This is a genomic window from Massilia sp. Dwa41.01b (assembly GCF_014171775.1).
Lineage (GTDB): Bacteria > Pseudomonadota > Gammaproteobacteria > Burkholderiales > Burkholderiaceae_D > Telluria.
Genome location: NZ_CP050454.1, coordinates 2734483 through 2756359 on the forward strand (window position 1 = coordinate 2734483; position 21877 = coordinate 2756359).

22 protein-coding genes and 2 pseudogenes are annotated in these 21877 nt (G+C 68.0%); 8 read left to right on the forward strand and 16 right to left on the reverse strand.

Going from position 1 to position 21877, the window contains the following annotated elements; genetic code table 11:
* Positions 1-83 precede the first annotated feature (83 nt).
* Both G4G28_RS29135 and G4G28_RS12525 read right to left on the reverse strand, forming a co-directional pair.
* Positions 84-392, reverse strand: a pseudogene (locus G4G28_RS29135) (PAS domain S-box protein); the annotation flags it as partial.
* The gene (locus G4G28_RS12525; protein ID WP_210283258.1) at positions 299-1237 is read right to left on the reverse strand and encodes a response regulator; all 939 of its coding nucleotides are present in this window, start codon (positions 1235-1237) and stop codon (positions 299-301) included. The gene G4G28_RS12525 and the pseudogene G4G28_RS29135, both read right to left, overlap by 94 nt.
* A 152-nt stretch (positions 1238-1389) precedes the next feature.
* Between G4G28_RS12525 and G4G28_RS12530 the strand changes: the two genes are divergently transcribed.
* Positions 1390-2484, forward strand: coding sequence for a mechanosensitive ion channel family protein (locus G4G28_RS12530; RefSeq protein ID WP_182988509.1), 1095 nt, complete (start codon positions 1390-1392; stop codon positions 2482-2484).
* A 208-nt stretch (positions 2485-2692) separates the two neighbouring features.
* On the opposite strand, the gene G4G28_RS12535 is transcribed toward G4G28_RS12530, so the two are convergent.
* The 5 genes from G4G28_RS12535 to G4G28_RS12555 form a co-directional block, all read right to left on the reverse strand.
* Positions 2693-3886: a glycosyltransferase family 1 protein gene (locus tag G4G28_RS12535; protein WP_182988510.1), complete on the reverse strand. Its 1194-nt coding sequence runs from the start codon at positions 3884-3886 to the stop codon at positions 2693-2695.
* 481 nt (positions 3887-4367) lie between these two features.
* Positions 4368-5573: a hypothetical protein gene (locus G4G28_RS12540; protein ID WP_183107396.1), complete on the reverse strand. Its 1206-nt coding sequence runs from the start codon at positions 5571-5573 to the stop codon at positions 4368-4370.
* A 96-nt stretch (positions 5574-5669) separates the two neighbouring features.
* Positions 5670-6068: a response regulator gene (locus G4G28_RS12545; protein WP_183107397.1), complete on the reverse strand. Its 399-nt coding sequence runs from the start codon at positions 6066-6068 to the stop codon at positions 5670-5672.
* Positions 6047-6781: a sensor histidine kinase KdpD gene (locus G4G28_RS12550; RefSeq protein WP_183107398.1), complete on the reverse strand. Its 735-nt coding sequence runs from the start codon at positions 6779-6781 to the stop codon at positions 6047-6049. Before G4G28_RS12550 ends, G4G28_RS12545 begins: the two co-directional genes overlap by 22 nt.
* Complete coding sequence (locus G4G28_RS12555) at positions 6721-7938, reverse strand: cache domain-containing protein (RefSeq protein ID WP_183107399.1); 1218 nt, start codon at positions 7936-7938, stop codon at positions 6721-6723. The genes G4G28_RS12550 and G4G28_RS12555 overlap by 61 nt, the downstream gene beginning before the upstream one ends.
* A gap of 254 nt (positions 7939-8192) precedes the next feature.
* Between G4G28_RS12555 and G4G28_RS12560 the strand changes: the two genes are divergently transcribed.
* The 3 genes from G4G28_RS12560 (at position 8193) to G4G28_RS12570 (ending at position 10794) form a co-directional block, all read left to right on the forward strand.
* The gene (locus G4G28_RS12560; protein ID WP_183107400.1) at positions 8193-9485 is read left to right on the forward strand and encodes an NCS2 family permease; all 1293 of its coding nucleotides are present in this window, start codon (positions 8193-8195) and stop codon (positions 9483-9485) included.
* Between the two features lie 260 nt (positions 9486-9745).
* Complete coding sequence (locus G4G28_RS12565) at positions 9746-10561, forward strand: YdiY family protein (protein ID WP_182988515.1); 816 nt, start codon at positions 9746-9748, stop codon at positions 10559-10561.
* Between the two features lie 56 nt (positions 10562-10617).
* The gene (locus G4G28_RS12570) at positions 10618-10794 is read left to right on the forward strand and encodes a hypothetical protein (protein WP_183107401.1); all 177 of its coding nucleotides are present in this window, start codon (positions 10618-10620) and stop codon (positions 10792-10794) included.
* Positions 10795-10911: 117 nt separating this feature from the next.
* On the opposite strand, the gene G4G28_RS12575 is transcribed toward G4G28_RS12570, so the two are convergent.
* Positions 10912-11127 (reverse strand): hypothetical protein, encoded by a 216-nt coding sequence (locus G4G28_RS12575; protein WP_182988516.1) that lies wholly within the window; start codon positions 11125-11127, stop codon positions 10912-10914.
* A 191-nt stretch (positions 11128-11318) separates the two neighbouring features.
* Complete coding sequence (locus tag G4G28_RS12580) at positions 11319-12416, reverse strand: endonuclease/exonuclease/phosphatase family protein (protein ID WP_229507605.1); 1098 nt, start codon at positions 12414-12416, stop codon at positions 11319-11321.
* Between the two features lie 292 nt (positions 12417-12708).
* Here G4G28_RS12580 and G4G28_RS12585 point away from each other — a divergent pair, with 292 nt between their 5' ends.
* Positions 12709-14142 carry an App1 family protein gene (locus tag G4G28_RS12585; RefSeq protein ID WP_183107402.1) on the forward strand — a complete coding sequence of 478 codons (1434 nt, stop codon included), beginning with the start codon at positions 12709-12711 and terminating at the stop codon, positions 14140-14142.
* Between the two features lie 18 nt (positions 14143-14160).
* On the opposite strand, the gene G4G28_RS12590 is transcribed toward G4G28_RS12585, so the two are convergent.
* The 7 genes from G4G28_RS12590 to G4G28_RS26095 form a co-directional block, all read right to left on the reverse strand.
* Complete coding sequence (locus G4G28_RS12590) at positions 14161-15462, reverse strand: MFS transporter (protein ID WP_182988520.1); 1302 nt, start codon at positions 15460-15462, stop codon at positions 14161-14163.
* Positions 15459-15791 (reverse strand): thioredoxin family protein, encoded by a 333-nt coding sequence (locus G4G28_RS12595; protein ID WP_182988521.1) that lies wholly within the window; start codon positions 15789-15791, stop codon positions 15459-15461. The genes G4G28_RS12590 and G4G28_RS12595 overlap by 4 nt, the downstream gene beginning before the upstream one ends.
* 72 nt (positions 15792-15863) lie before the next feature.
* On the reverse strand, positions 15864-16430 hold the full coding sequence (locus G4G28_RS12600) for an amidohydrolase family protein (RefSeq protein ID WP_183107403.1): 567 nt from the start codon (positions 16428-16430) through the stop codon (positions 15864-15866).
* A 50-nt stretch (positions 16431-16480) separates the two neighbouring features.
* The gene (locus G4G28_RS12605) at positions 16481-17404 is read right to left on the reverse strand and encodes a hypothetical protein (protein WP_183107404.1); all 924 of its coding nucleotides are present in this window, start codon (positions 17402-17404) and stop codon (positions 16481-16483) included.
* Positions 17383-18021: an LpqB family beta-propeller domain-containing protein gene (locus G4G28_RS12610; protein ID WP_183107405.1), complete on the reverse strand. Its 639-nt coding sequence runs from the start codon at positions 18019-18021 to the stop codon at positions 17383-17385. Before G4G28_RS12610 ends, G4G28_RS12605 begins: the two co-directional genes overlap by 22 nt.
* Positions 17958-18515: a hypothetical protein gene (locus G4G28_RS12615; protein ID WP_229507606.1), complete on the reverse strand. Its 558-nt coding sequence runs from the start codon at positions 18513-18515 to the stop codon at positions 17958-17960. Before G4G28_RS12615 ends, G4G28_RS12610 begins: the two co-directional genes overlap by 64 nt.
* Positions 18437-18979 carry a hypothetical protein gene (locus G4G28_RS26095; protein ID WP_229507607.1) on the reverse strand — a complete coding sequence of 181 codons (543 nt, stop codon included), beginning with the start codon at positions 18977-18979 and terminating at the stop codon, positions 18437-18439. The genes G4G28_RS12615 and G4G28_RS26095 overlap by 79 nt, the downstream gene beginning before the upstream one ends.
* A gap of 284 nt (positions 18980-19263) precedes the next feature.
* Between G4G28_RS26095 and G4G28_RS12625 the strand changes: the two genes are divergently transcribed.
* The 3 genes and pseudogenes from G4G28_RS12625 (at position 19264) to G4G28_RS12635 (ending at position 21779) form a co-directional block, all read left to right on the forward strand.
* A complete protein-coding gene (locus G4G28_RS12625) occupies positions 19264-19443 on the forward strand; it encodes a DUF3606 domain-containing protein (protein ID WP_182988524.1) in 180 nt (59 codons plus the stop codon).
* 296 nt (positions 19444-19739) lie between these two features.
* Positions 19740-20888, forward strand: a complete 1149-nt coding sequence (locus tag G4G28_RS12630) for a mechanosensitive ion channel family protein (protein ID WP_182988525.1) — start codon at positions 19740-19742, stop codon at positions 20886-20888.
* A 52-nt stretch (positions 20889-20940) separates the two neighbouring features.
* Positions 20941-21779, forward strand: a pseudogene (locus G4G28_RS12635) (glucose 1-dehydrogenase).
* Positions 21780-21877 lie beyond the last annotated feature (98 nt).

Below are 21877 nucleotides of genomic sequence, written 5' to 3' on the forward strand. Positions count from 1 at the left end.
AGTTCGGCATACAGGCGTTCGCGTTCCTCGCCGGCCTGGCGGCGCGCGCTGTCGTCGGCGAAGGTCAGTACGGCGCCGGGAGGGCCCGCGCCGTCGGCCATCGGATGCAGCGAAAACCTCACCGCCAGCGCGCTGCCGTCGCGCCGCAGGAAGCGTGCCTCGTCTTCGCGCAGCGCGGCGCCGGTGCGCACCGCCTGCGCCAGCCTGTCGCCCTCGCCGGAAGCGCACAGCTGCGCCGCAATGTCGCGCCCGACCATCTCGGCCGGCGCATGGCCGAGCAATGCCGCACCTGACGCGTTCATGAAGGTGCAGCGCGCCTGCGCATCGAGCCCGATGATGCCTTCGCCCGAGGACTCGAGCAGCAGCGCGAAGCGTTCGGTACTGGCGCCCAGCGCCTCTTCGCTGACGGCGAGGCGGTCGGTGGCCACGCGCTCGGCGGCGTGGCGTCGCGCACGATTTTTGCATAGCCGCGCAGCGTGTCGCCGTCGCGCAGCGGGATCGTCACCCCGTCGGCGAAAAAGCGGCGGCCGTCGCGGCGCAGGTGCCAGCGCCGGTCCTCCGCGCGGCCGGTCTCTCGCGCGCGCGCCATCTCGCTGCGCGGCACGCCGGCGGCGCGGTCTTCAGGCAGGAAAATCATGTCGGACGGCTGGCCGATGGCCTCATTCGCGCTCCAGCCGAGGATGCTCTGCGCGCCCGCTTCCCAATCGGTGATGCGGCCTTCGGCATCGGTGCCGATGAAGGCGTAGTCGCGCAGGTTGTCGAGGATCAGGTGCAGGCGCTCGTCGCGCGGCGCCGGCAGTCTTCCCGGATCCGCCAAGCCCTGCCTGGCGGCGGCCAGTTCGGCGTCCTTGCGGTAGAGATCGACGAAAACCCCTACCTTGGCGCGCAGCGCCGCCGCATGCAGGGGCTTGGCCAGGTAGTCGGCGGCACCCAGCGCATAGGCGCGCTCGAGCGTGGCGTCATCGGGGTCGCCGGCACTCAGGAAGATGATCGGCACGGCTTGCGAACGCGGATGCTGGCGCATCAGTTCGGCCGTCTGGAAGCCGTCCAGTGTCGGCATCTGCACGTCCAGCAGGACCAGGGCGAACGCATGCTCGAGCAGCTCCCGCAGCGCCGCCTCGCCCGACCGCACCGCGACGAGCACCGCGCCGACGCCGGCCAGTATCGCTTCCAGCACCGCCAGGTTGGCGCTCTGGTCATCCACGAGCAGGATGCGGGGTTGGACGGTGCAATTCATCTAGGGATGGTCGCTCGGGCGCCGCACCGGCGCGGGGTGGTTGCAAAGAAGGCAATGTATGCCTACCCCTTATGAATGTCAATTGTGCGCGCTCGCCAGGCCGGGCACCGCACACTAGCGGATCGCGTGACCATAGCCTGGACGGAGCCGTAATGGATTTTGACATCAGTTTCATGAACAACGACCTCGAGCACTGGGCGATCGCCATCGCGATCACGCTCGCTTCCACCGTCGCGATGCACTGGACGCGGCAATTCATCCTGCACCGCATGGAGCAGCGGGCCGCGCGTACCGCGACCATGGCGGACGACCTGGTCGCCAAGATGCTGCGCAAGACCTATATCGTCATCATGCTGGCGCTGTCGGCGCACCTGGGCGGCATGGCGCTCGACCTGACGGCCAGGCAGCGCACGGTCAGCTCGCACGCCGCCATTGTCGCGCTGATCCTGCAGCTGGCCATCTGGGGCGATACCCTGCTGCGCGCCTGGCGCGACCATACCCGGGTCGGCGACGGGCGCAAGGCCTCGCGCACCATCGTCTGCTTCCTGCTGCGCCTGACCCTGTGGGTCGTCGCCTTCCTGATGGTCCTGGATAATTTCGGTTTCAATATCACCGCGCTGGTGGCCAGCCTCGGCATCGGCGGCATCGCGGTGGCACTGGCCGTGCAGAATATCCTCGGCGACCTCTTCGCCTCGCTGTCGATCATGCTCGACAAGCCCTTCGAGATCGGCGACTTCATCATCGTCGGCGACGTGCTCGGCTCGGTCGAGCACATCGGCCTGAAGACCACGCGCCTGCGCGGCCTGGGCGGCGAACAGGTGATCTTCTCGAACGGCGACCTGCTGAAAAGCCGCATCCACAACCATAAACGCATGGAATCGCGCCGCGTCGCCTTCATCCTGCGCGTCGCCTATGGTGCCAGCGAGAGCCAGCTGGCGCGCGTGCCGGTCATGATCCGCGAGGTGGTCGAGTCCCAGGGCAGCGTCGCCTTCGAGCGCGCGCACTTCTTCAACTACGGCGAATGGTCGCTCGACTTCGAGGTGGTGTACCACTTCCAGAGCCCGGACTACATCGCCCACATGGACACCCAGCAGGCCATCCTGCTCGAGATCTACCGCCGCTTCGAACGCGAGCGCATCCGCTTCGCGCACCCGCTGTCGATCGTGCGCCTGGCCGATACCGAGGGCGATGCCGCCATGCCGGCGCGGACGTATGCGCCCTCGCCGGCCGCTTCCTACCGGGGGTAATCCGGACGGCTTTGCCGCTCGCCGCCATGGACTGGGCGGTTCCGCCAGCCATGTGTCGACCGCCAGGGCCGGTGCTGGCACGGGCGAGGATCGTGCCACCGACCATCTATCGACGGCACACGCCCGCAAAAAAGCCCGCCGGGCGCAAGCCGGGCGGGCTGGATTCGGGGCGCAGGAAGCGCCCTGGCGGGCTTGTTGCCGCGTGTGATCAGGCAGCCTGGACCGGCAGCACCTGCGCGCGGGCGGCGGCGCCGACGGCGGCGTCGATCTCGGTGTCGACGGTCGTCGTCGCTGGACGCGCCTTGTTCGACGGCGGCGTGGTGCTGATCAGTTCGTGCATGCGGCCCGCGGTCTTGTCCCACGAGGTGTTGGCGACGACGTCGCGCATGCGCTCGACCAGGGCTGCCTTTTCCGATTCGCTGGCGGCCAGCATCTTCTCGCAGGCGGCGATGAACTCTTCCGGCGTCGAAGCGATGGCCACCACGTCGCCGTAAGGCACCTTGACGTCGGTGATGGGCGTGGAGACGCTGAGCTTCTCGGCAGCCATGTATTCCAGCACCTTGGTCGGGCTGATGAACTTGGTCGAGTCGTTCATGGCGAACGGCAGCAGGCAGACATCCCAGCCGGCCAGGAATTTCGGCAGCTCGTCGTAGTTGCGCTGGCCCATGTAGTGGACATTCGATGCGCGCGGCAGCTCGGCCGGGTCGATCTTCACGACCGGGCCGACCAGCACGATCTGCCACTCGGGATGGGCTTCGGCCATGCGGCGCACCAGTTCGGTGTCGAAGCGCTCGTCGATGACGCCGTAGAAGCCCAGGCGCGGACCGGCGATGTTCTGCTGCTCAGGGTGCGAAATGGCGCTGTCGAGGGCCTGGCGGAAGTGTTTGGCGTCGACGCTGCTCGAGAAGCAATGGGCGTTGGCGTGGCGGTCTTTCTTCGCTTCGTACAGGCTCGGGCCGCCGGTGAAGACCAGGTCGGCGATACCGAGCAGGGCCGATTCGCGCTGCAGCAGCTGCTTCGGCGGATTCTTGAAGGCGGCCAGTTCGTCCATGCAGTCATAGACGACGAGTGCCGGGTCGAGGCCTTGCAGCAGCGGCAGGGCCATCGGGGTGTAGAACCAGACCACGGGGCGCTCGCCCTCGGGCACCAGGTCGGCCAGCAGCGCTTGCAGGGCCGGCAGCTGGTCGTCATGGAAGCCAGGTGCATGGATCGCGGTATGCGGACGGCACACCGTGATGTTCGGCGCGACGGCCGTTTTCTTCAGGTGTGCCTGACCTTCTTCGTAGACGGGTTCCTCGACGAAGAGAATATTGTAGTGTTCCGCCAGGCGCGTCATCAGGTGCTGGGGACGCTGAAATACGAAATCCCAGCGCAGATGGCAAAACACGATCAGGGTCGGCATGTTGATTTCCTTTCGCCTTTGTGGCGCTTTAGTTGATCTTGGGTCCCGGGTCTGGCGACTGTCGCGCTTGTCTCTTCACGCAGCCTTCTTCCAGCCGGACCCCGCAATCGTAACATGCAATTTTTATATTATTTTCATTTATGCAAGGCAAGATTAATGTCGAGAACGGATTTTTCCGCTGAGCGCCGCCAGCCTCCATAGGAGAGCTTGGTGCTGCACCGCCACTCTCGTCAGTTCAGTCCTACATCGAGACAGGAAAATCCACTACGAAAACTGATCTATACAGGAGGCATGCCCAAGCGTGCGCGCGCGTGCGAGGCACTGCCGGCGCGGCTTCCGAGGGTTTTTGCCCGCCGTGGGGGAGCTGCCCGGTGTTACCAGGACCGTGGGCCTGGAACCAGCTTTGCGCAGTGCGCATGGCGGACGAGCGCGCCGCCGCCAGGGATGGCGGCAGCATTTTTGCTGCACTGCGGTAGCAGGCTCAGCCTGGCGGATAGGGCTGGGCGCCCTCCGCGTGGCCGTGCTCGTCGAAGCCGTCGGCCGTGTAGACGTCGTCAATGCCGAGGGTGCCGAGGGCGTCGCAGAGTTCGTCCACTTCGGCGCCAAGGTCGGCCGCCAGGTCGGTCGCCTTGACGACGCCGCCCCAGGGCGGTCCGCCGTCGAGCGCATACAGGTTCACACGCAGCGCGATATGGTCGCCGGCATCCTGGGGCGCCACCACGGCGCGCACGCGGTCGGCGGCGAGCTCCTTGGCGTTCAGCAAGGTGTTGATTTCGGATAGAGTGCCCAGCATCGTCAGCTCGGACACCCCCTGCTCCTTGGCACCAAAGAACAGGTCCTGGTAGAGGAAGTCCACGCCCAGCCGCTCGGGATCGGCCGCCAGCGAGCGCCTGACCAGGGGCGCGACGCGTTCGGTCCAGGCGCGGTAGCGGCGCATGCGGTCGGCAAAGTAGACGTCGGCGCCGATCTCGTCCTTCGGCACCGCATAAAATGGATCGCCGCCCTTCTTGAGCGAAAAGCCCAGCAGGAAGCGCAGCTCCATCGCCGTTTCGTCGGGCGCGACCGGTTCGCCGGTCCAGCCACGAATGCTCGCTTCCAGCAGCGGCGCGGCGAGCGGCTTCCTGCTCGACAGGCCCGCGGCCGCCTCGCGCAGCAGTTCCTGCAGGCCGCTGTAGCTGACATGGTCGATTTCGGCCAGGTCGTAGGCATGGCGCACCAGCGCGACCTTCGCCTGCGGGCTGTCGAGCTCATGCGCCTTGAAGCTGGCTGCGAGGGCCTCGTAGGCCTCGTCGTCGACGAAGTTTTCCTGGGCCACCAGCCCGCCCGTGCTCTGCACGAACAGAGGGATCAGGAAGGCGTCGATTTCCAGTTCGGGCTCGCCTTCGCGGCGGATGTGCAGCGTGGCCGCCTGTTCGCCCACGTGAGCGCGCAGCAGGCGGCAGGCCTGCGGGTCGGTAAAGCGGGCCAGCTCGATGGCGCCATACAGCACTTCGTCGCGCTTCTTGCGCAGCGCCTTGCGCACCGCGACGAGCAGCTCTTCCTCGCGCGCGGCGGCGGTTTCGGGATCGCCCTCCTCGCCTTCGGCAACCTCGAGTGCCAGGTCGGCCAGTGCCTGGGCCAGCGCGTCGCTGTCGGGTTCGTTATCTGGCGTCGGCTTGCGCGGCACGGGCTTCTTGTTTTTCGGCATGACAGGCTTCGTTGAATGGTGGAGCCGCCATGGTAGCAAATTGCCCGCCGGGCGCGTCGCGGGCAGGCCGCCGGCACCCCGGGTGCTTGCCTGCGTCTAGCTCGCGCGCTCGGCTTCGGCGACCACCCGCACCGACGCCAGGGCGTTGAGGATCTCTTCCGGTTCGGCCGGCTTGGCGATGTGGATGTCGAAACCGGCCTCGCGCGCACGCACCTTGTCGGCCAGCTGGCCATAGCCCGTGAGCGCGATCAGCAGCGTGGCGGCGAACTGCGGCATCGCGCGCAGGCGCCGCGCCAGTTCGTAGCCGTTCATGTCGGGCAGGCCGATGTCGAGGATGAAGACGTCGGGCCGCTCGAAGGCCGCCCATTCGAGCGCGCTGGTGGCGTCGTAGTAGGTCGACACCAGATGGTCGCCGGCGGCTTCGAGCAGCAGCGACAGGCTGACGGCGGCGTCGATGTTGTCGTCCACCAGCATCACGCGCAGCGCCGTCGGCATCTTGCCACTGGGCGCGGCCGGCCGGGGCGCCCGGCGTGACCAGCGCCGCCAGCTCGTGCTTGAGCGGCAGCTTGACGGTGAAGATGCTGCCGGCGCCGCGCCCCGGGCTGCTGGCCTCGACGCTGCCGCCGTGCAGCTGGATCAGGCTGCGCACCGGGGGCCAGCCCGAGGCCGAGCCCGCCCCGGGCGCGGTCGGCCTTGCGTTCGCCCTGCGAGAACAGGTCGAACACGCGCGGCAGCAGTTCGGCGGTAATGCCTTCGCCGTCGTCGGCCACGGTCAGCGTCGCTTCCATGCCGGCGCTGATCAGGTCGAGCTGGATGTCCCCGTGCGGCGGCGTGTACTTGGCCGAATTGGTCAGGAGGTTGGCCACGACCTGGGTGAGGCGGGTCTGGTCGCCCCGCACCATCACCGGATTGGGCGGCAGGCGCAGCTCGAGCCGGTGCTGGCGTTCTTCCAGCAGCGGGCGGGTCTGCTCGACCGCGCGCTCCACCACATCGCGCAGGTCGACGTCCTCCAGGCTGAGCGTCACCAGCCCGCGCGTGACGCGCGAGACGTCCAGCATGTCCGACAGCAGCCGGTTCATGTGCTCGACCTGGCGGCCGATGACGTCGCCGGCATAGCGCGCCCGGTGGCCGTCGACGTCGGGCATCTTCAGCAGCTGGGCGGCGGTGCCGATGGGCGCGAGCGGGTTGCGCAGTTCGTGCCCGAGCATGGCCAGAACTGGTCCTTGGCGCGGTTTTCCTCCTCGGCCATGTGGCGCGCATGCTGTTCGCGCTCGAGCAGGGACTGGCGCTCGTTGCCCGCGCTCTCGCGCGAGGTCTGGGCGCGGCGCAGTTCGCCGCCCGCCTGGCGCAGCGCGGCCAGCAGGCGGTCGATCTCGACGATGCGCGAGGCCCGCACGGGCACGGCCTCGCCGCGGCCCAGCGCGCCGACGGCTTCGCGTACCGTGGCGATGGCGGCAGCGTAGTTGTGCACGAACCAGGCGGCAACGATGGCGGCGCAGGCCAGCGCGGCCACGAAGGCCAGGGCCGCATCGCGCCGTGCCGGTGGCACATCGGTAGCCAGCGCCGCAGGCGGCGCGCTGACGGCCACCAGCCAGCCCGAGCGCGGTGCCCGGCTGAAGCCCGCGAGGGCGCGCGCGCCGCTGCGCATAGGCAGGCCAAGCGCGCCGGAACGCAGGGCACCCGCGCCGGCGGTGGCCGCGGCAGCGGCGGCCAGCAGCGCCGGCGGGGCATCCTGGCCGATGGTCTCAGCGCTGCCCGTGCTCGACGCGATCAGCTTGCCGCCGCGGTCGACCAGGTCGATCTGCCAGTCGCGCGGCAGGCCGGCCTCCGCCAGCATGCGGCGGAAATGGTCGCTGCCGAAGCCGGCCGCGACGACGTAGCGTTGCGCGCCGGATGCGGCAGGCAGGGCGACGGCCGTGATCAGGCGCCCGGCCACGCGGCCCGGGACCACGTCGATGACGGTCGGGCGCGTACTTGCCAGGACGTCCTGCAGGTAGGTGGGAGCCGGCGCTTGCGCCAGGGGCGTGCCCAGCGGGGCCAGCGTGTTGACGATTTCCTCGCCATCGAGGCCGATCAGCATGGCCCAGCTCGAGGCGCCGCCAACGGCAAGCCCCGCTTCGCGGTGGAAGGCGGCCAGGTCGCCGCGCGCCAGCGAAGGCGACGCGGCCAGCACGCGCAGCGCCGCGCCGGCGTCGGACAGCTCGTCGTCCACCAGCAGCGCGATGCGCTCGGCCTTGCGCGCCAGGCCGTCGCGGGCACGGGCGCTGTCGCCGTCGTCGAGCAGGCGCAGTGTGAAGCCGGCGAAGAGGATCACCGGGACGAGGATTGCTGCGGCCATCAAGTACAGGTAGGCACGGATTTGCATCGCGGGCTCACAGGTAGACGGCCGTCGACATGACAGCCAGCAAAATCGATGATACCAATCTGCCATCGTAAAGCAAGAAGAGACTGAGAATTCCGGCGCCAGCGTTCAAAATCGGCGCCGGCCCCTGTTCCCTGCCCCAGCGGCGCTACGATGCGCGGCGCGCGATGTTATGCTTCGGTCATCCCAGCCGGTCGCGCAGCCGGCCCCGTGCCCTGCGCCACCGCCCAACCTGCCCATTGCCGAAAGTCCGTCCGATGCTCGACAACTATTTCAAACTCAGCGCCAGCGGCACCACCGTCCGGACCGAACTCCTGGCCGGCCTGACGACCTTCCTGACGATGGCCTACATCATCTTCGTGAACCCATCGATCCTGGGCGACGCCGGCATGCCCAAGGAGTCCGTGTTCGTCGCCACCTGCCTGGTCGCCGCGCTCGGCAGCGCGGTCATGGGCCTGTACGCCAATTACCCGATCGGGATGGCGCCGGGCATGGGGCTGAACGCCTACTTCGCCTATGCCGTCGTGCTCGGGATGGGCGTGGCCTGGCCGGCGGCGCTGGGGGCCGTGTTCATCTCGGGTTGCCTCTTCATCCTGGTGTCGGTGCTGGGCCTGCGCGGCATGATTGTCAACGGCATCCCGCATTCGCTGCGCACGGCGATTACCGTCGGCCTGGGCATGTTCCTGGCCCTCATCGCCCTGAAGAACGCCGGCATCGTGGTCGGCAGCGAGCCGACCCTGGTCAAGGCGGGCGACCTGCACAAGCCCGAAGCGATCATGGCGATTGCCGGTTTCCTGCTGATCGTCACGCTCGACCGCCTGCGCGTGCGCGGCGCCATCCTGATCGGCATCGTCGCCGTCACCGTGCTCTCCTTCTTCTTCGGCGGGAACACCTTCCATGGCGTGTTTTCCGCGCCCCCGTCGATCGCGCCGACGCTGTTCAAACTGGACATTCCGGGCGCGCTGTCGGTCGGCATCCTCAACGTGGTGCTGGTATTCTTCCTCGTCGAACTGTTCGACGCCACCGGCACCCTCATGGGCGTGGCCAGCCGCGCCGGGCTGCTGGTGGAGGGCAAGATGGAGCGCCTGAACCGCGCCCTGCTGGCCGACTCCGGCGCCATCGTCGCCGGTGCCGCGCTCGGTACCTCGAGCACCACCGCCTACATCGAAAGCGCAGCCGGGGTGCAGGCCGGCGGGCGCACGGGCCTGACTGCCCTTGCCGTGGCCGTGCTGTTCCTGGCATGCCTCTTCATCGCCCCGCTGGCGGGCGTGGTGCCGGCCTACGCCACCGCGCCGGCGCTGCTATTCGTCGCCTGCCTGATGCTGCGCGACCTGGGCGACATCGAATGGGGCGACACCACCGAGAGCATCCCGGCCGCGATCACGGCCCTGGTCATCCCCTTCACCTACTCGATCGCCGAAGGCATCGCCTTCGGCTTCATCACCTACGCCGCACTGAAGCTCACCACCGGCCGCGCGCGCGAGGTCAAGCCGGTGGTGTGGGTGATCGCCGCCCTGTTTGTTTTCAAGATCGTCCACATCGGTACCTGAGAGCGAAGTCGCTCTGGCAAGAACACGGCCGGCTTGCTGAACGGCTGAGTCGTTTCCACGCCGCACTTGGGAGAAATTGCGGGGTGAACGCCCCGTGCGCCGATTTATCCCGGCGCCAGAGGCGCACCCGTGCTGCTTCTGGGATACAATCTGGCCCGAGCCCCACTGCCGCCGAACGCGTGCACCGGCGCTCCTTCCTCGAACGACAGGCCAGCCGGCGGCAGCATCAGCCGGCGCGGCCGCAGCCGCACAGATTGCTTATGAAATCATTCTCTTCCCTCGCGCTGGCCCTGTTCGGCCTCGCGCACGGCACCGCTTTCGCTTCCGGCGGCGCCGCCGACGAATTGCCGCAGATCGGTACCATCCACAGCGCCCTGGTCGTGACCCGGCCCGACACGATCCCCGAAGGCAGCTGGTTCACCTCGGCCGAACTGGGCGCGATCAGCACCTCCGGCAATACCACCGGCACCTCGGTCAGCGGCAAGATCGATGCCCGCCACGAGACCGCCGACTGGAGCAACGAGTACATCGTCTCGGGCTTTTTCAAGGAAGACGAGATCACCGACGACGAGGGCGAGCGCGAGCGACAGCGCTCGGCCCAGCGCTGGGCCCTGTCGGCCAAGGCCGCCTACAAGCTGATGAACGAAGGCAGCCGCGCCTTCGTCCTCGGCTCGCACGTGAACGACCGCTTCGGCGCCTATACCCGCTACACCTCGTTTGCCGTCGGACATGGTTCCCAGCTCTACAATACCGACACCAAGGCGCTCGACGTCGAGATCGGTCCGGGCTATTTCAGCGGCGAGCGCGAAAACGGCGAGATCGAGAACGGCATGACCGTGCGTGGCGCCGCGCGTTTCCGCTGGCAGGTGAGCGAGGCGGCCGCCTTCGTGCAGACGGTGAGCGTCGAGCGCGGTACCTCGAACGTGCACTCGATCGCGGAATCGGCCCTCTCGACCAAGATCAACGACACCATGCAGATGAAGGCCGCCTTCAGCGCCCGCAATGACACGAACGTGCCGGCGGAAAAGAAGAACACCGATACCCAGACCTCGCTCACGCTGGTGTATTCGTTCTGAGTGGTATGGCGCCAGGCGCGTGCCGGGCCCGTGGCCCCGCATGCGAGAATGGCGCCATGGAGCGACGAAACGACTACAAGACGGCCCTGCTGATCGACGCCGTCATCCACCGGCCGGAGCCGGCGCGTGCGCTGGCGGGCATGGGCGTCCCCTTCGACGTGGCGCGGCGCGTGCTGACCAAACCCGATGAACGGCGCCATCCGACGCCACCGCCGACCTACCGGCGCGGCTGAAGGCGGCCTGGCGTCCGGGCCGACACCATCCTGGCGAACATTCGGGGGCAATCCGGGCTGGACCGCTGGCCGTCGCGCGTGCCGGCAAAGGACACGCGCGGCATGGCAGCCCGGGCGTCAGTGGGGCGGACGGGCGGACTTGCGCCGCTCGCGCTGGCGATACAGCTCGGGCGAGCACAACACCCGCAGCGCCACCCGGCGCGGCACACCTACCTGTTCCAGAAATTGCAGGGCGGGATGGAGTCCGTGCTCGGAACAGATGTGCAACCCGGCGTCGACACGGGCCGCCATCACGCGGTCCCTGCGCACATCGTTCTTGTCGAATTCCGTCATCTCCGTCCTCCGTCTTGACATTGTAATATGGTAACACCAGCCGTTACCAACTTAAAGTAGTTTCTCAAGAGTCTGACGTAAGCGCTTGAAGAGCTGGTTGTTTCACAACGATAGATTTTTTCTTCTTGCCAATAAACTGTCTTTACAGTTAGGCGCACGAATCCGCCGATTCCGCGGATTCCGTTAACGCGTCAGGCCTGCGGTTCGTGCACATCGTCCACCTCGACCGGCTCGGCCGCGATCTTCTGCTCGGCCAGCGCCAGGTCGTCCTCGTCCGCCGCCAGTCCTTCCTGCGCAGCGCCGCGCACCCGGTCGTAGGCCAGTTCCACCAGCACCGGGAAGTGATCGGAACCGAAGTGCGGGAGGCGGCGAATGAAGGAGAGCGTGAAATGCCGGCTGTGGAACAGGTGGTCGAGCGGCCAGCGCAGGAACCAGTGGTCGGCGTGGAAGGTATTGAACATGCCGCGGCCGATGCGCGGGTCGAGCAGGCCGCTGATCTTGCGGAACAGCCGCGTCGTGGTCGACCAGGCCACGTCGTTCAGGTCGCCGGCGACGATCACCGGCGTGTCGACCTCGGCCACGCTCTTGGCCACCACCAGCAGTTCGGCATCGCGCTCGGTCGACTCGTCGTGCTCGGTCGGGCTGGGCGGTGCCGGATGCAGGAAATGCATGCGCACCTTGCGTCCGCTCGGCAGGATCGCCAGCGCATGCATCGAGGGAATGTCGTCCTCGACCAGGAACTGGATCGCCGCGTCCTCGAGCGGCAGACGCGAATACACGTGCATGCCATACAGGTTGTCGAGCGGGCATTTCAGCGCATGCGGGTAATCGGTTTCCAGCACGTCGAGCCGCTCCTGCCACCAGGCGTCGGTCTCGAGGGTGACGAACACGTCCGGCTGGTGTTCGCGGATGAGGGCGATCAGGCCGTCGGTATTGCGGTTGGGGGTGAGCACGTTGGCCGTCAGGATGCGGATCCGTTCGGCTTCGCTCACGCCCAGCGCCGCCTTCACTTCGCGCGGGTAGATGCGCGTGTAGGGAATGATCCACCAGGCCTGGTAGCCCAGGCAGAGCGCATTCACCGCGATCAGGCCTTGCGAGACTGGGTCGGCGAGGTCGTCGACCAGCAGCTGCGCCGCCAGCACGACCAGCGCGACGATCGTGATCTGCAGGCGCGGGAAATCGAGGTCGCGGATCCACCACTGGGTGGCGCGCGAAAAGGGCACCAGGGTGGCGATCAGGATCAGGGCTACCAGGGTCGCAAACAGGGCCAGGTGCATGGTCGGGTACATCCTCTGAGGCAGTTTCGTGTTGGAAATTTGACAAGGAATGCCGACAGTATGCCCGTTTTTGACGGAACGGCCTGTGCGCTAGCGTCCAGAGTGTGCGCACCCGGCGGCCCGGCCCTCCCCGCGCTGGCGTGCGTTGACGATTTGGCCGCTGGGCGATACTGGTCACCCCGACAACTCCCGATGCTCCGCTCATGGCCCACCGCCCGCCTTTCGTGATCCTGACCCGCCAGGGATTCGACGACCTGCTGTCCCGTCTCGCGCCAGCCGGGTCCGTGCTCTACCTGAACCCGGGGTGGCCAGCCTCGATGAGATCGCCGCGCTGCAGGCGGCCGGGGCGCGCGTCGAGCAACTCGACGCGGACCTGGCGCCGCCGCCCCTGCCGCCGCTGGCGGCATTGGACGAGCCGGCAGCGTGGATCGAACACGCGGCATCTTCCGATACGGCGTCCGATACGGCGTCCGGTACGGCGCCCGGTACGGCGTCCCGTACGGCGCCCACCACGGGATCGGCCCGGCCGTCCGCTGCGGCATCCACCGCGCTGCCTGATGCGCCCCCTTCCCCGGCTGCGGCAGCGTCACCGTCCACCTCATCCACGGCGCGCAGCACCCCTCCCCGCTACCTGCGCCTGGCGCGCTCGGCGCGCATGTTCGCCGGCCAGGCCCTGCGCCGCCTGCGCGATGCCAGCGGCCGCAACCTGATGGTGCTGCCCTACCTCGGCTTCGGCAACGGCCGGCGGGTGTGGATCAAGGGACGGGTGCTGGACGAGCACAGCTTCCGCGAACAGACGGACAGCGACAGCGGCTGGAGCAACCTGGTCGCCCTCTACCGGCGCCTGGAGGCCGACGAGGTGGCGAACGCACGGGTGCTGGTCCATCTCGGCGGGCAGACCCGGGAAACCGTGACGGACGCCGGCGGCTATTTTTCCTTCGACCTGCGTTTGCCGGCGCCGCTCGCGGGCGGCATCCACACGGTGGAACTGGACCTGCCGGACGAGCGCCACCCGGACGGCAGTCCGGTGGCCGCCAGCGCCGAGGTGATGGTGCCGCAGGCCGGCGCGCGCTACGGCATCATCAGCGACATCGACGACACCGTGCTCTGGACCAATGTCACCAACAAGCTGAACATGGCACTGATGCTGGCGCGTTCGAATGCGCACACGCGCAAACCCTTCAAAGGGGTGGCCGCCTTCTATCGGGCCTTGCACGGCGGCGTGTCGGGAAGCGATGGCAATCCACTGTTCTACGTCTCGAGCAGCCCCTGGCACCTGTACGGTCCGCTACTCGACTTCCTGCGCCTGCAGGGCATCCCGGTGGGCCCGCTGCTGCTGCGCGAGCTGAACGTGCGCGACGTCCTGAAGCTCACCCAGCACGGCAGCCACAAGCTCGACAAGATCGAGCTGATCCTGAGCTTCTATCCGGACATGCAGTTCGTGCTGATCGGCGACAGCGGCGAGCAGGACCCCGAGATCTACGCCGAAGTCGTGCGCCGCCACCCGGAATCGGTGCGGATGATCTACATCCGCAACGTCAACCCGGATCCGGCGCGCATCGAGGCACTCGACCGCCTCATCGACGAAGTCAGCACGACCGGCACCCAGCTGGTACTGGCGCCCGACAGCGTGTTTGCCGCCTCGCACGCCGCCGCCGAGGGCCTGATCAAGGTCGACCGCCTGCCTGCGGTGCGGTCGAGCAAGAAGGACGACGACGGCGTCCTTCCCGATCTCTGAGCGCCTGGCCGTACCAGCTCAGGCCGAGGCGCGCGCCGCCTCCGGGCGTGACGGCGCGCGGCGCATCAGCATCAGGGCGATCAGGCTCAGCAGACAAGCCGCCGACAGGTAGTAGCCCACGTAGTTCAGGCCATACTTCGTCGCCAGCGAGGTCGCGACATACGGCGCCAGCGAGGCGCCGAGGATGCCGGCGAGGTTGAAGGTGAGCGACGAACCCGTGTAGCGCACTTCCGGTGGGAACAGTTCGGCCAGCAGCGTGCCGAGCGGGCCGTAGGTGAGCCCGGTCAGGCTCAGGCCGAGCACCATGAACAGCCCCACCAGCACGATGCTGCCGGAACCGAACAGCGGGCCATAGGCGAGGCCGAACAGGATGATCGCCACCGTCACCCCGATCATCGCCGCGCGGCGGCCGTAGCGGTCGGCGATCAGCGCCGAAGGCGGGATCAGGAGGCCGAAGAAGATCACGGAACCCAGCTGCATCAGCAGGAACTGCGTACGCGAGTAGCCGAGCGCGGTCGTGCCCCAGCTGAGCGCGAACACCGTCATCAGGTAGAACACGACAAAGGTGGAGGTCGCCATGAGGGTGCCGAGGACCAGCGCGCGGCCATGCTGGCGCAGCACCGCCACCACCGGCACGCGCACGCGCTCGTTGCGCGCGATGACGGCCTGGAAGTCCGGCGTCTCGGTGATTTTCAAGCGTACGTACAGACCCACGCCCACCAGCAACGCGCTGGCCAGGAAAGGCACGCGCCAGCCCCGGGCGAAGAACTGATCGTCCGACAGCGTCTGCGTCAGCAGCAGGAACACGCCGCCCGAGAGGAAGAAGCCGATCGGCGCGCCCAGCTGCGGGAACATGCCGTACCAGGCGCGCTTGCCCGGCGGTGCGTTCTCGGTGGCCAGCAGCACGGCGCCGCCCCACTCGCCGCCCAGGCCCAGGCCCTGGCCGAAGCGGCACAGCGCCAGCAACAATGCCGCCATCGTACCCAGGGTTTCATAGGTCGGCAGCAGGCCGATGACGATGGTCGAGATCCCCATGGTCAGGAGTGCGGCGACGAGCGTCGCCTTGCGGCCGATGCGGTCGCCGAAGTGGCCGAACAGGGCCGAGCCGATCGGACGGGCAAAGAAGGCAATCGCAAAGGTGGCGAAGGACTGCAGGGTGGCGGCGGCCGGGTCGGCGGCCGGGAAGAACAGCTTCGGAAACACCAGCACGGCAGCCGTGGCGTAGATGTAGAAGTCGAAGAATTCGATGGTGGTGCCGATCAGGCTCGCGAAGAGGACGGTGCGGGCGCTGTTCGGATTGCTGCCTTTGGAAACCGTCATGCTCCAGTCCCTTCATCGTTGGCGGCCTGCGCCAGGGCCGCGCGCACTTCCTCGGCATCGTCTGGGCGGGTGACGCGCGCCACCTCGACGCCGTCCTTGAGCACCACCACCGTGGGCCAGAGCTTGATGCGGAACGAGCGTCCCAGCGGGCGGCCAGGGCCGTCCTCCACCTTCAGGTGCCGGGCGGCGGGAAAGTCCTTCAGCGCACGCGCGATCAGCGGCTCGCCGGCGCGGCAATAGCCGCACCAGTTGGTACCGAAGTCGAGGGCGACGAGGCCCGGCAGCGCGTCGACGGCGCTGCGTTCGGGCTGGGCGGTTTCGTAGGTCATTGCTAGCTCCTCAATAGTGCCAATAGGTCAAGCCTACCTGAAACACCGTCGAGGAGCCAGCACCTTATTGCGCTATCTCAATGCGCACCAGCGCCGCCATTCAATGCGCATGGCCGCCCTCCTCCGCGCAATGCGCCGGCTGCTCGCGGCACAGCCTTTCCGGGCCTCCAGTGCCAGGCGCCGCGCGGCCATCTGCGCCGGGGTGCGCGCCGGCGCCAGGATCTCGTCCTGGGTGAAGACGCGCCCGTTCTTGATCACCAGGCGCACATCGGCGGCGGCGCGCAAGTCCGTCAAGGGGTCGCCGCGCACGGCGATCAGGTCGGCCAGCTTGCCCTTCTCGACCGTGCCGAGGTCCTTGTCGACGAAGGCCATGCGCGCCGCGTCGCGCGTCACCGAATACAGCGCCGCCAGGTTGCCCTGCACCGGGGCCGCGCCGCGCATGTTCAGGTGCAGCGAAATGCCCGGCACCACCAGCGGCGAATCGGTGCCGTTGGCCACCAGCGCGCCCGCCGCCTTGACCTTTGCCTGCTGGGTGGCGTCGTTGACGATGGCGGCCAGTTGGGTGGCGGTCGGCGGCTGCGCCGTTTGCAGTCCGGTGACGAAATTCGGCGGCACCGGGATGAAGCGCGGGTCCGTCACGATGCCGGGGTCGAGCCCTGCCAGGGCGCTGGCGGAGAACAGCGTATCGATCAGGTGGAAGTTGCCCTTGCCGTAGACATCGGCCGCATCCTGTAGGTGATCGCACGCGCGAACGACTTCGACCAGCCATAGCCCATGCGCTGGGTGGCCGACAGGTGGGTGGTGCCGGCAAGGCCGGTGGCCGCGCCCGGCTGCACCATGTGGGTCCCGCTCGGCACGCCGAGGTCGAGCGCGCCCTGGGCGATGCGTTCCATGATCGGAATCGGCGCGCGCACATAGCTCTTCAGGAAGTCCGCGTCCATGCGCTTGGCCTTGTCGATCTCGATCTGGGCGATCTGGGGCGTGCGCAGGGTGCGGGCAAAGCTGTAGAACAGGCGGTTGCCTTCCCACAGCGGCGGCGAGATGAAGAGGCGCGGCCCGATCAGGTTGCCCGCTTCCAGGGCCTCGCGCATTTCCACGCTCTGGTGCAGCGGGCCGGCCACCGACTGCGCGGTCGTGATGCCGTAGGACAGCATCAGCTGGGCGATCTGGCCGAACTGGCCGCCCTGGTACAGGGTCAGCGGGTGCAGGTGGGTTTCGACCAGGCCCGGCATGACGGTCAGGCCGCCCGCGTCGACGACGCGCGTCGCGCTGCCGTGGTCCGCATGCGGTGCCACCGAAACGATCCGGTTGCCCTCGACCACGATATCCACGTCGCGCCGCAGCGCCGTGCCGACGCCGTCCCACAGCGCGCCGGCATGGATCAGGGTGCGGCCTTCGGGCACGGCCTGGCGCCAGCTCAGCTCGACCGGTACATCGCGCGTGCCGCTGCCGTCGGCGCGCACGGTGCGCACGCGCTCGGCCGACTTGTAGAGGATGGTCTGGGAGTCGCCGCCCCAGGCCGGCAGGTCGGCCGGGTCGTCCGTGACCTGCCGCGCCGGGCCGGTGGGGGCGCCGTCCGGACCGAGGGGCATCACGTGCAGGCGCGAATCCATGATGAAGGCGACCTTGCTGCCGTCCGGCGCAAGCGCCGCCGCGCGCCTTCGTCGCGCTCGGAGATCTGGCGCGGTGCCGCGGCGACCGGGTAGAAGACCGCCGTGCGGGTGGCCAGGTCGATCACGCGCAGCTTGTTATAGCCCTCGCGGAAGCGGTTGTTGATGCGCTCGTTGTCGACCAGGAGGATGCGCTGGCCGTCGGGCGTCCATTGCGGCGTGCTGACCTGGGTGCTGTTCGAGGCGATGATGACTTCCGATGTGCCCGTCGCGCGGTTCCAGATCTCGAGCTGGCCCGACAGGCTGGTGTAGGCGATGCGCGTGCCGTCCGGCGACAGCTTGGGTGTGACCAGCGAACGCCCGGGAATCGCCGCCAGCCGGGTGCGCGCGCCAGTCGCGAGCGTCACCTGGTCGATGGCCAGCTGCCCCGCATTGCCGCGCTCGGAGGAAAAGTACACGGCGCTGCCGTCACTCGTCCATTGCGGGTTGGCGTCGCGGTCCGGGTCGTTCGTGAGCCGCACGGGATCCTCGCCGATGCGCATGGTCCAGACGTCGTTCAGGGCGACGAAGGCGATGCTGCGCCCATCCGGCGACAGGACCGGGGCGCTGATCCCGCGCACCGGCCGCGTCCTGAAGTTGTCGAACTGGCGGTCTTTCTTCCTGGCAAGGTCGGGCGGCGTAGCTTCAGCTCGGCCGTGAAGCCGATGTCGCGCAGGTCCCCGCCCGCGGTCGCGCGGGTGCGGATCTTGCCGTCGGCCGTGTAGAGGAAGCGCCCGTCGGCCTGGAAGCGCACCGGGAAGGGAAAGATGTCCTCGTCGTTCGTTACCTGCGTGGTACCGACGACCAGCTGGCGCGCCGCGTTCTGGTAGACCAGTGCGCTGCCGTCGGGCAGCCAGGCCGGCGCCGTGCCGGGTGCCACGACGGCCGGCGCGCCGCCTGCGAGCGGCGCCGTCATGACGTTCGTACCGTCGACATAGGCCAGGGTCGTGCCGTCGGGCGACACGACCGGGTTGCTCTCGGCCCCGGGTCCGGTCGTCACCTGGGTCGGCGCCCCGCCCAGGTCCAGGCGCCAGATCTTGTACTGGCCATCCATGCCGCGGTCGGACGAAAACACCAGGCCGCTGCCGTCGGGCAGCCAGGCCGGTTCGCGGTCGTCAAAGGGTCCGCTCGTCGTTCGCGCGCGCCGCTGCCATCGGGGCGGATCGTCCAGATATGGAAGTTTCCTTCCGGCGCATAGTTCTGGAAGGCGATGCTGCGTCCGTCGGGCGACCACACCGGCGCTGTCGGCTCGAGGCGGTAGTCGGTAATGCGCACGGCGCGCCCGCCGGCGGACGGCATGATCCACAAGGCCCCCTGGGCGGAGAACACGATGCGTTTGCCGTCGGGCGAGGGAGCGGCGGCCATGTTGGTGCCTTCGCGCAGCTCGACGGTGAAGACGCGCGTCGGGCCACGCAGGTCGTTGAGCTGGTCGACGCCGCCCTGCCACTGGCAGGCGCCGAGCAGGGCCGCGCCGATGGCGGCAGCCAGGATGCTGCGGACGAGCGGTCGGGTGGGCTGGATGTACTTGCAGGTCTTCATGTCGTGCCTCCGGATGGATTGCCGAAATGCACCGAAACGGTGCGTGTTGACCTGCCCATCATGGAAGCCGTGCCTGACGAATTGCTGACTGTTGAGTCCGCTTAGAAACAGCCGGGCCGGGTTCGAACGATTTCCTGCGCTGTCTCAAGCTCAGCCGCTGATCCGTGGGAACTTTCTTGCTGTCCGGCTGCAAAAAAAGAAATGCCGAGCAAGGTGAAATGCTTAACGGACGCATCCTTCTCCGGATGGCATATTTGTTTCAAACTCGTCAATAGGAGGACACCATGTCTGACAATCTGCAAAAAGCCGGCGCCCAGGACCGCAGCCGCATCAACGTGCACGAGGAATGGGAAGTGCGCCACTGGACCGAAGCGCTGGGCGTGTCGCGCGAAGAACTCGAGCGCGCCGTCGCCGCCGTCGGACCGGCCGTGAGCGCCGTGCGCGAACACCTCAAGCGTCGCTGATCCGCCTTCCTTGTCGTCGTACCCCCGGCCGGATACCGCGTGTCCAGCCCGGGCGCCGATCTTGCGGCCGGGCCTCCGGCACCGCCTGGCAGCCCGCTTCGCCCGTCGCCCTCACCGGCGTCGTGACCCGGCCCTTCGGCCAGCCCGTCAGGCAGCCCTGGCGATCACCTCCGGCCCCACCGGGGACATCCGTGCGCCCTTGCGCGCCTTCGTGCGCCCGCCCCGCGCCTTCGTGCGCGCCCCGCACGCCTTCGTGCGTGCCCCGCACGCACTCATCCCTATACAAGGAGCCCAATGTGGATATCCGCGGCTATATTGCATCCCTGAACATTACCCTGCCGAACGCGCTGTTCGCCCTTGCGCTTGCCGTCGTCAGCTTCCTCGTCATCCACGGCGCCCTGGCCCTGTTCCGGCGCCGGCTCGACCAGCTCAGCGACGAGTGGGCGCACCGTCCTGTCGCCGAAATTCTGCGCAGAACCCTGGCGCGCACCAGCAACCTGGTGGTGTTCGCCACCAGCATCCTGATCGGCCTGTCGGCGCTCGACCTTCCCCCACCCTGGAACGCGCGCGTCAGCCACCTGTGGTTCGTTACCGTCGGCCTGCAGCTGGCCATCTACCTGCACAGTGCCATCAAGGTCACGGCCAAGCGCTATTTCCTGACCCACGACCGCGGCCACGGCGGCGTCGACGCCCAGGTGACGGTCGCGCACACCCTGATCATCTGGGTGCTGCAGACGAGCGTGTGGGTCATCTTCGCGCTGGCGCTGCTGGCGAACCTGGGCGTGAACATCACGACCTTTGTCGCCAGCCTCGGCATTGGCGGTATCGCCATCGCACTGGCCGTGCAGAACGTGCTGGGCGACCTGTTCGCCTCGCTCTCGATCGCGCTCGACAAGCCCTTCGAGGTGGGCGACTTCATCGCCATGGGCGACATCTCGGGTACCGTGGAAAAGGTGGGGCTGAAGACGACGCGCATCCGCGCCCAGAGCGGCGAGCAGATCGTGATCTCGAACGCCGAACTGTTGAAGAACACGGTGGCGAACTACAAGCGCATGGTCACCCGGCGCATCGTCTACAACCTGCGCGCCCACCCGGACACGCCGCCGGCGGCAGCCTCGCGCGTCCCGACGGCGATCGCGGGTATCATCGGCAAGCACGAAAAGGTGCGCTTCGACCGCGCCCACCTGTCCAAGTACACCCAGGACTATATCGAGTACGAAATCGTCTACACGATGCTCGACGCCGACTACGACCTGTTCATGAATACCCAGCAGGCGATCATCCTGGCGTCGATGCAGATGTTTGCCGACCTCGGCATCTCGACCGCGCCGCGTGCCCAGCAGCTCCTGCTGCAGGAAGCGGCCGAGCCGGGTGCGGCGGAGTTGCCGAACGACCCGCGGGCGCGCCACCCCGCGGCCTTGCGCAGCCTGCCGAAAGGCGCCTGAGGCGCCAGGCGGCGGCTGCTTTTCCAGACACGCTATCGACAGGAGAATCTGCATGAACCAGCCACCGCAACAGCAACAGCCACCCGGTACCGAGTCCCAGCTCACACCCGCCGCCGACCACGGCGAAACCAGCTACGAAGGCTCGGGCAAGCTCACCGGCAAGGCCACCGTCATCACCGGCGGCGACAGCGGCATCGGCCGCGCCGTCGCACTGGCATTCGCGCGGGAGGGGCCGATGTCCTGATCGCCTACCTGAACGAGCATGAGGACGCGCAGGAGACGGCGCGCCTGGTGGAAGCGGCCGGCCGCCGGGCCGTGCTGATGCCGGGCGACCTGGCCGAGCCGGCACACTGCCGCGCGATCGTCCAGCGCGCCGTGCAGGAATTCGGGCGCATCGACGTGCTGGTGAACAATGCCGCCTTCCAGATGACCCACGATTCGATCGAGGAGATTCCCGATGAGGAATGGGACTACACCTTCAAGGTGAACATCACCGCCATGTTCCACATCTGCAAGGCCGCGGTGAAGCACATGCCGGCGGGCTCCTCGATCATCAACACCACCTCGATCAATTCCGACAACCCGAAGCCGACGCTGCTGGCCTACGCTGCTACCAAGGGCGCGATCGCCAACTTCACGGCCGGGTTGGCGCAGCTGCTGGCCGAAAAAGGCATCCGGGTGAACTCGGTGGCGCCTGGGCCGATCTGGACGCCGCTGATCCCGGCAACGATGCCACCCGACCAGGTGGAAAGTTTCGGCCAGCAGGTGCCGATGAAGCGCCCTGGCCAGCCGGCGGAAGTCGCGCCCGTGTACGTGCTGCTGGCGTCGAACCAGGCCAGCTATATTTCCGGTGCGCGCATCGCGGTGACCGGGGGCACGCCGATTCTGTAGCGCGGGTTCGTCGTGCGCAGCAGCGCGTTCGCCGGCGCCGCGCGCGCCGTAGGGTGGCGTCCTGACTCCACGCGGTAGTACGCATCCGATGCGCACCG

Bases quoted from the DNA above. Each gene is read 5' to 3' on its own strand.
- G4G28_RS12525 (WP_210283258.1), bottom strand. From the start codon at position 1,237: ATGAATTGCACCGTCCAACCCCGCATCCTGCTCGTGGATGACCAGAGC.
- G4G28_RS12530 (WP_182988509.1), top strand. From the start codon at position 1,390: ATGGATTTTGACATCAGTTTCATGAACAACGACCTCGAGCACTGGGCG.
- G4G28_RS12535 (WP_182988510.1), bottom strand. From the start codon at position 3,886: ATGCCGACCCTGATCGTGTTTTGCCATCTGCGCTGGGATTTCGTATTT.
- G4G28_RS12540 (WP_183107396.1), bottom strand. From the start codon at position 5,573: ATGCCGAAAAACAAGAAGCCCGTGCCGCGCAAGCCGACGCCAGATAAC.
- G4G28_RS12545 (WP_183107397.1), bottom strand. From the start codon at position 6,068: ATGCCGACGGCGCTGCGCGTGATGCTGGTGGACGACAACATCGACGCC.
- G4G28_RS12550 (WP_183107398.1), bottom strand. From the start codon at position 6,781: ATGCTCGGGCACGAACTGCGCAACCCGCTCGCGCCCATCGGCACCGCC.
- G4G28_RS12555 (WP_183107399.1), bottom strand. From the start codon at position 7,938: ATGCAAATCCGTGCCTACCTGTACTTGATGGCCGCAGCAATCCTCGTC.
- G4G28_RS12560 (WP_183107400.1), top strand. From the start codon at position 8,193: ATGCTCGACAACTATTTCAAACTCAGCGCCAGCGGCACCACCGTCCGG.
- G4G28_RS12565 (WP_182988515.1), top strand. From the start codon at position 9,746: ATGAAATCATTCTCTTCCCTCGCGCTGGCCCTGTTCGGCCTCGCGCAC.
- G4G28_RS12570 (WP_183107401.1), top strand. From the start codon at position 10,618: ATGGAGCGACGAAACGACTACAAGACGGCCCTGCTGATCGACGCCGTC.
- G4G28_RS12575 (WP_182988516.1), bottom strand. From the start codon at position 11,127: ATGACGGAATTCGACAAGAACGATGTGCGCAGGGACCGCGTGATGGCG.
- G4G28_RS12580 (WP_229507605.1), bottom strand. From the start codon at position 12,416: ATGTACCCGACCATGCACCTGGCCCTGTTTGCGACCCTGGTAGCCCTG.
- G4G28_RS12590 (WP_182988520.1), bottom strand. From the start codon at position 15,462: ATGACGGTTTCCAAAGGCAGCAATCCGAACAGCGCCCGCACCGTCCTC.
- G4G28_RS12595 (WP_182988521.1), bottom strand. From the start codon at position 15,791: ATGACCTACGAAACCGCCCAGCCCGAACGCAGCGCCGTCGACGCGCTG.
- G4G28_RS12605 (WP_183107404.1), bottom strand. From the start codon at position 17,404: ATGGATTCGCGCCTGCACGTGATGCCCCTCGGTCCGGACGGCGCCCCC.
- G4G28_RS26095 (WP_229507607.1), bottom strand. From the start codon at position 18,979: ATGAAGACCTGCAAGTACATCCAGCCCACCCGACCGCTCGTCCGCAGC.
- G4G28_RS12625 (WP_182988524.1), top strand. From the start codon at position 19,264: ATGTCTGACAATCTGCAAAAAGCCGGCGCCCAGGACCGCAGCCGCATC.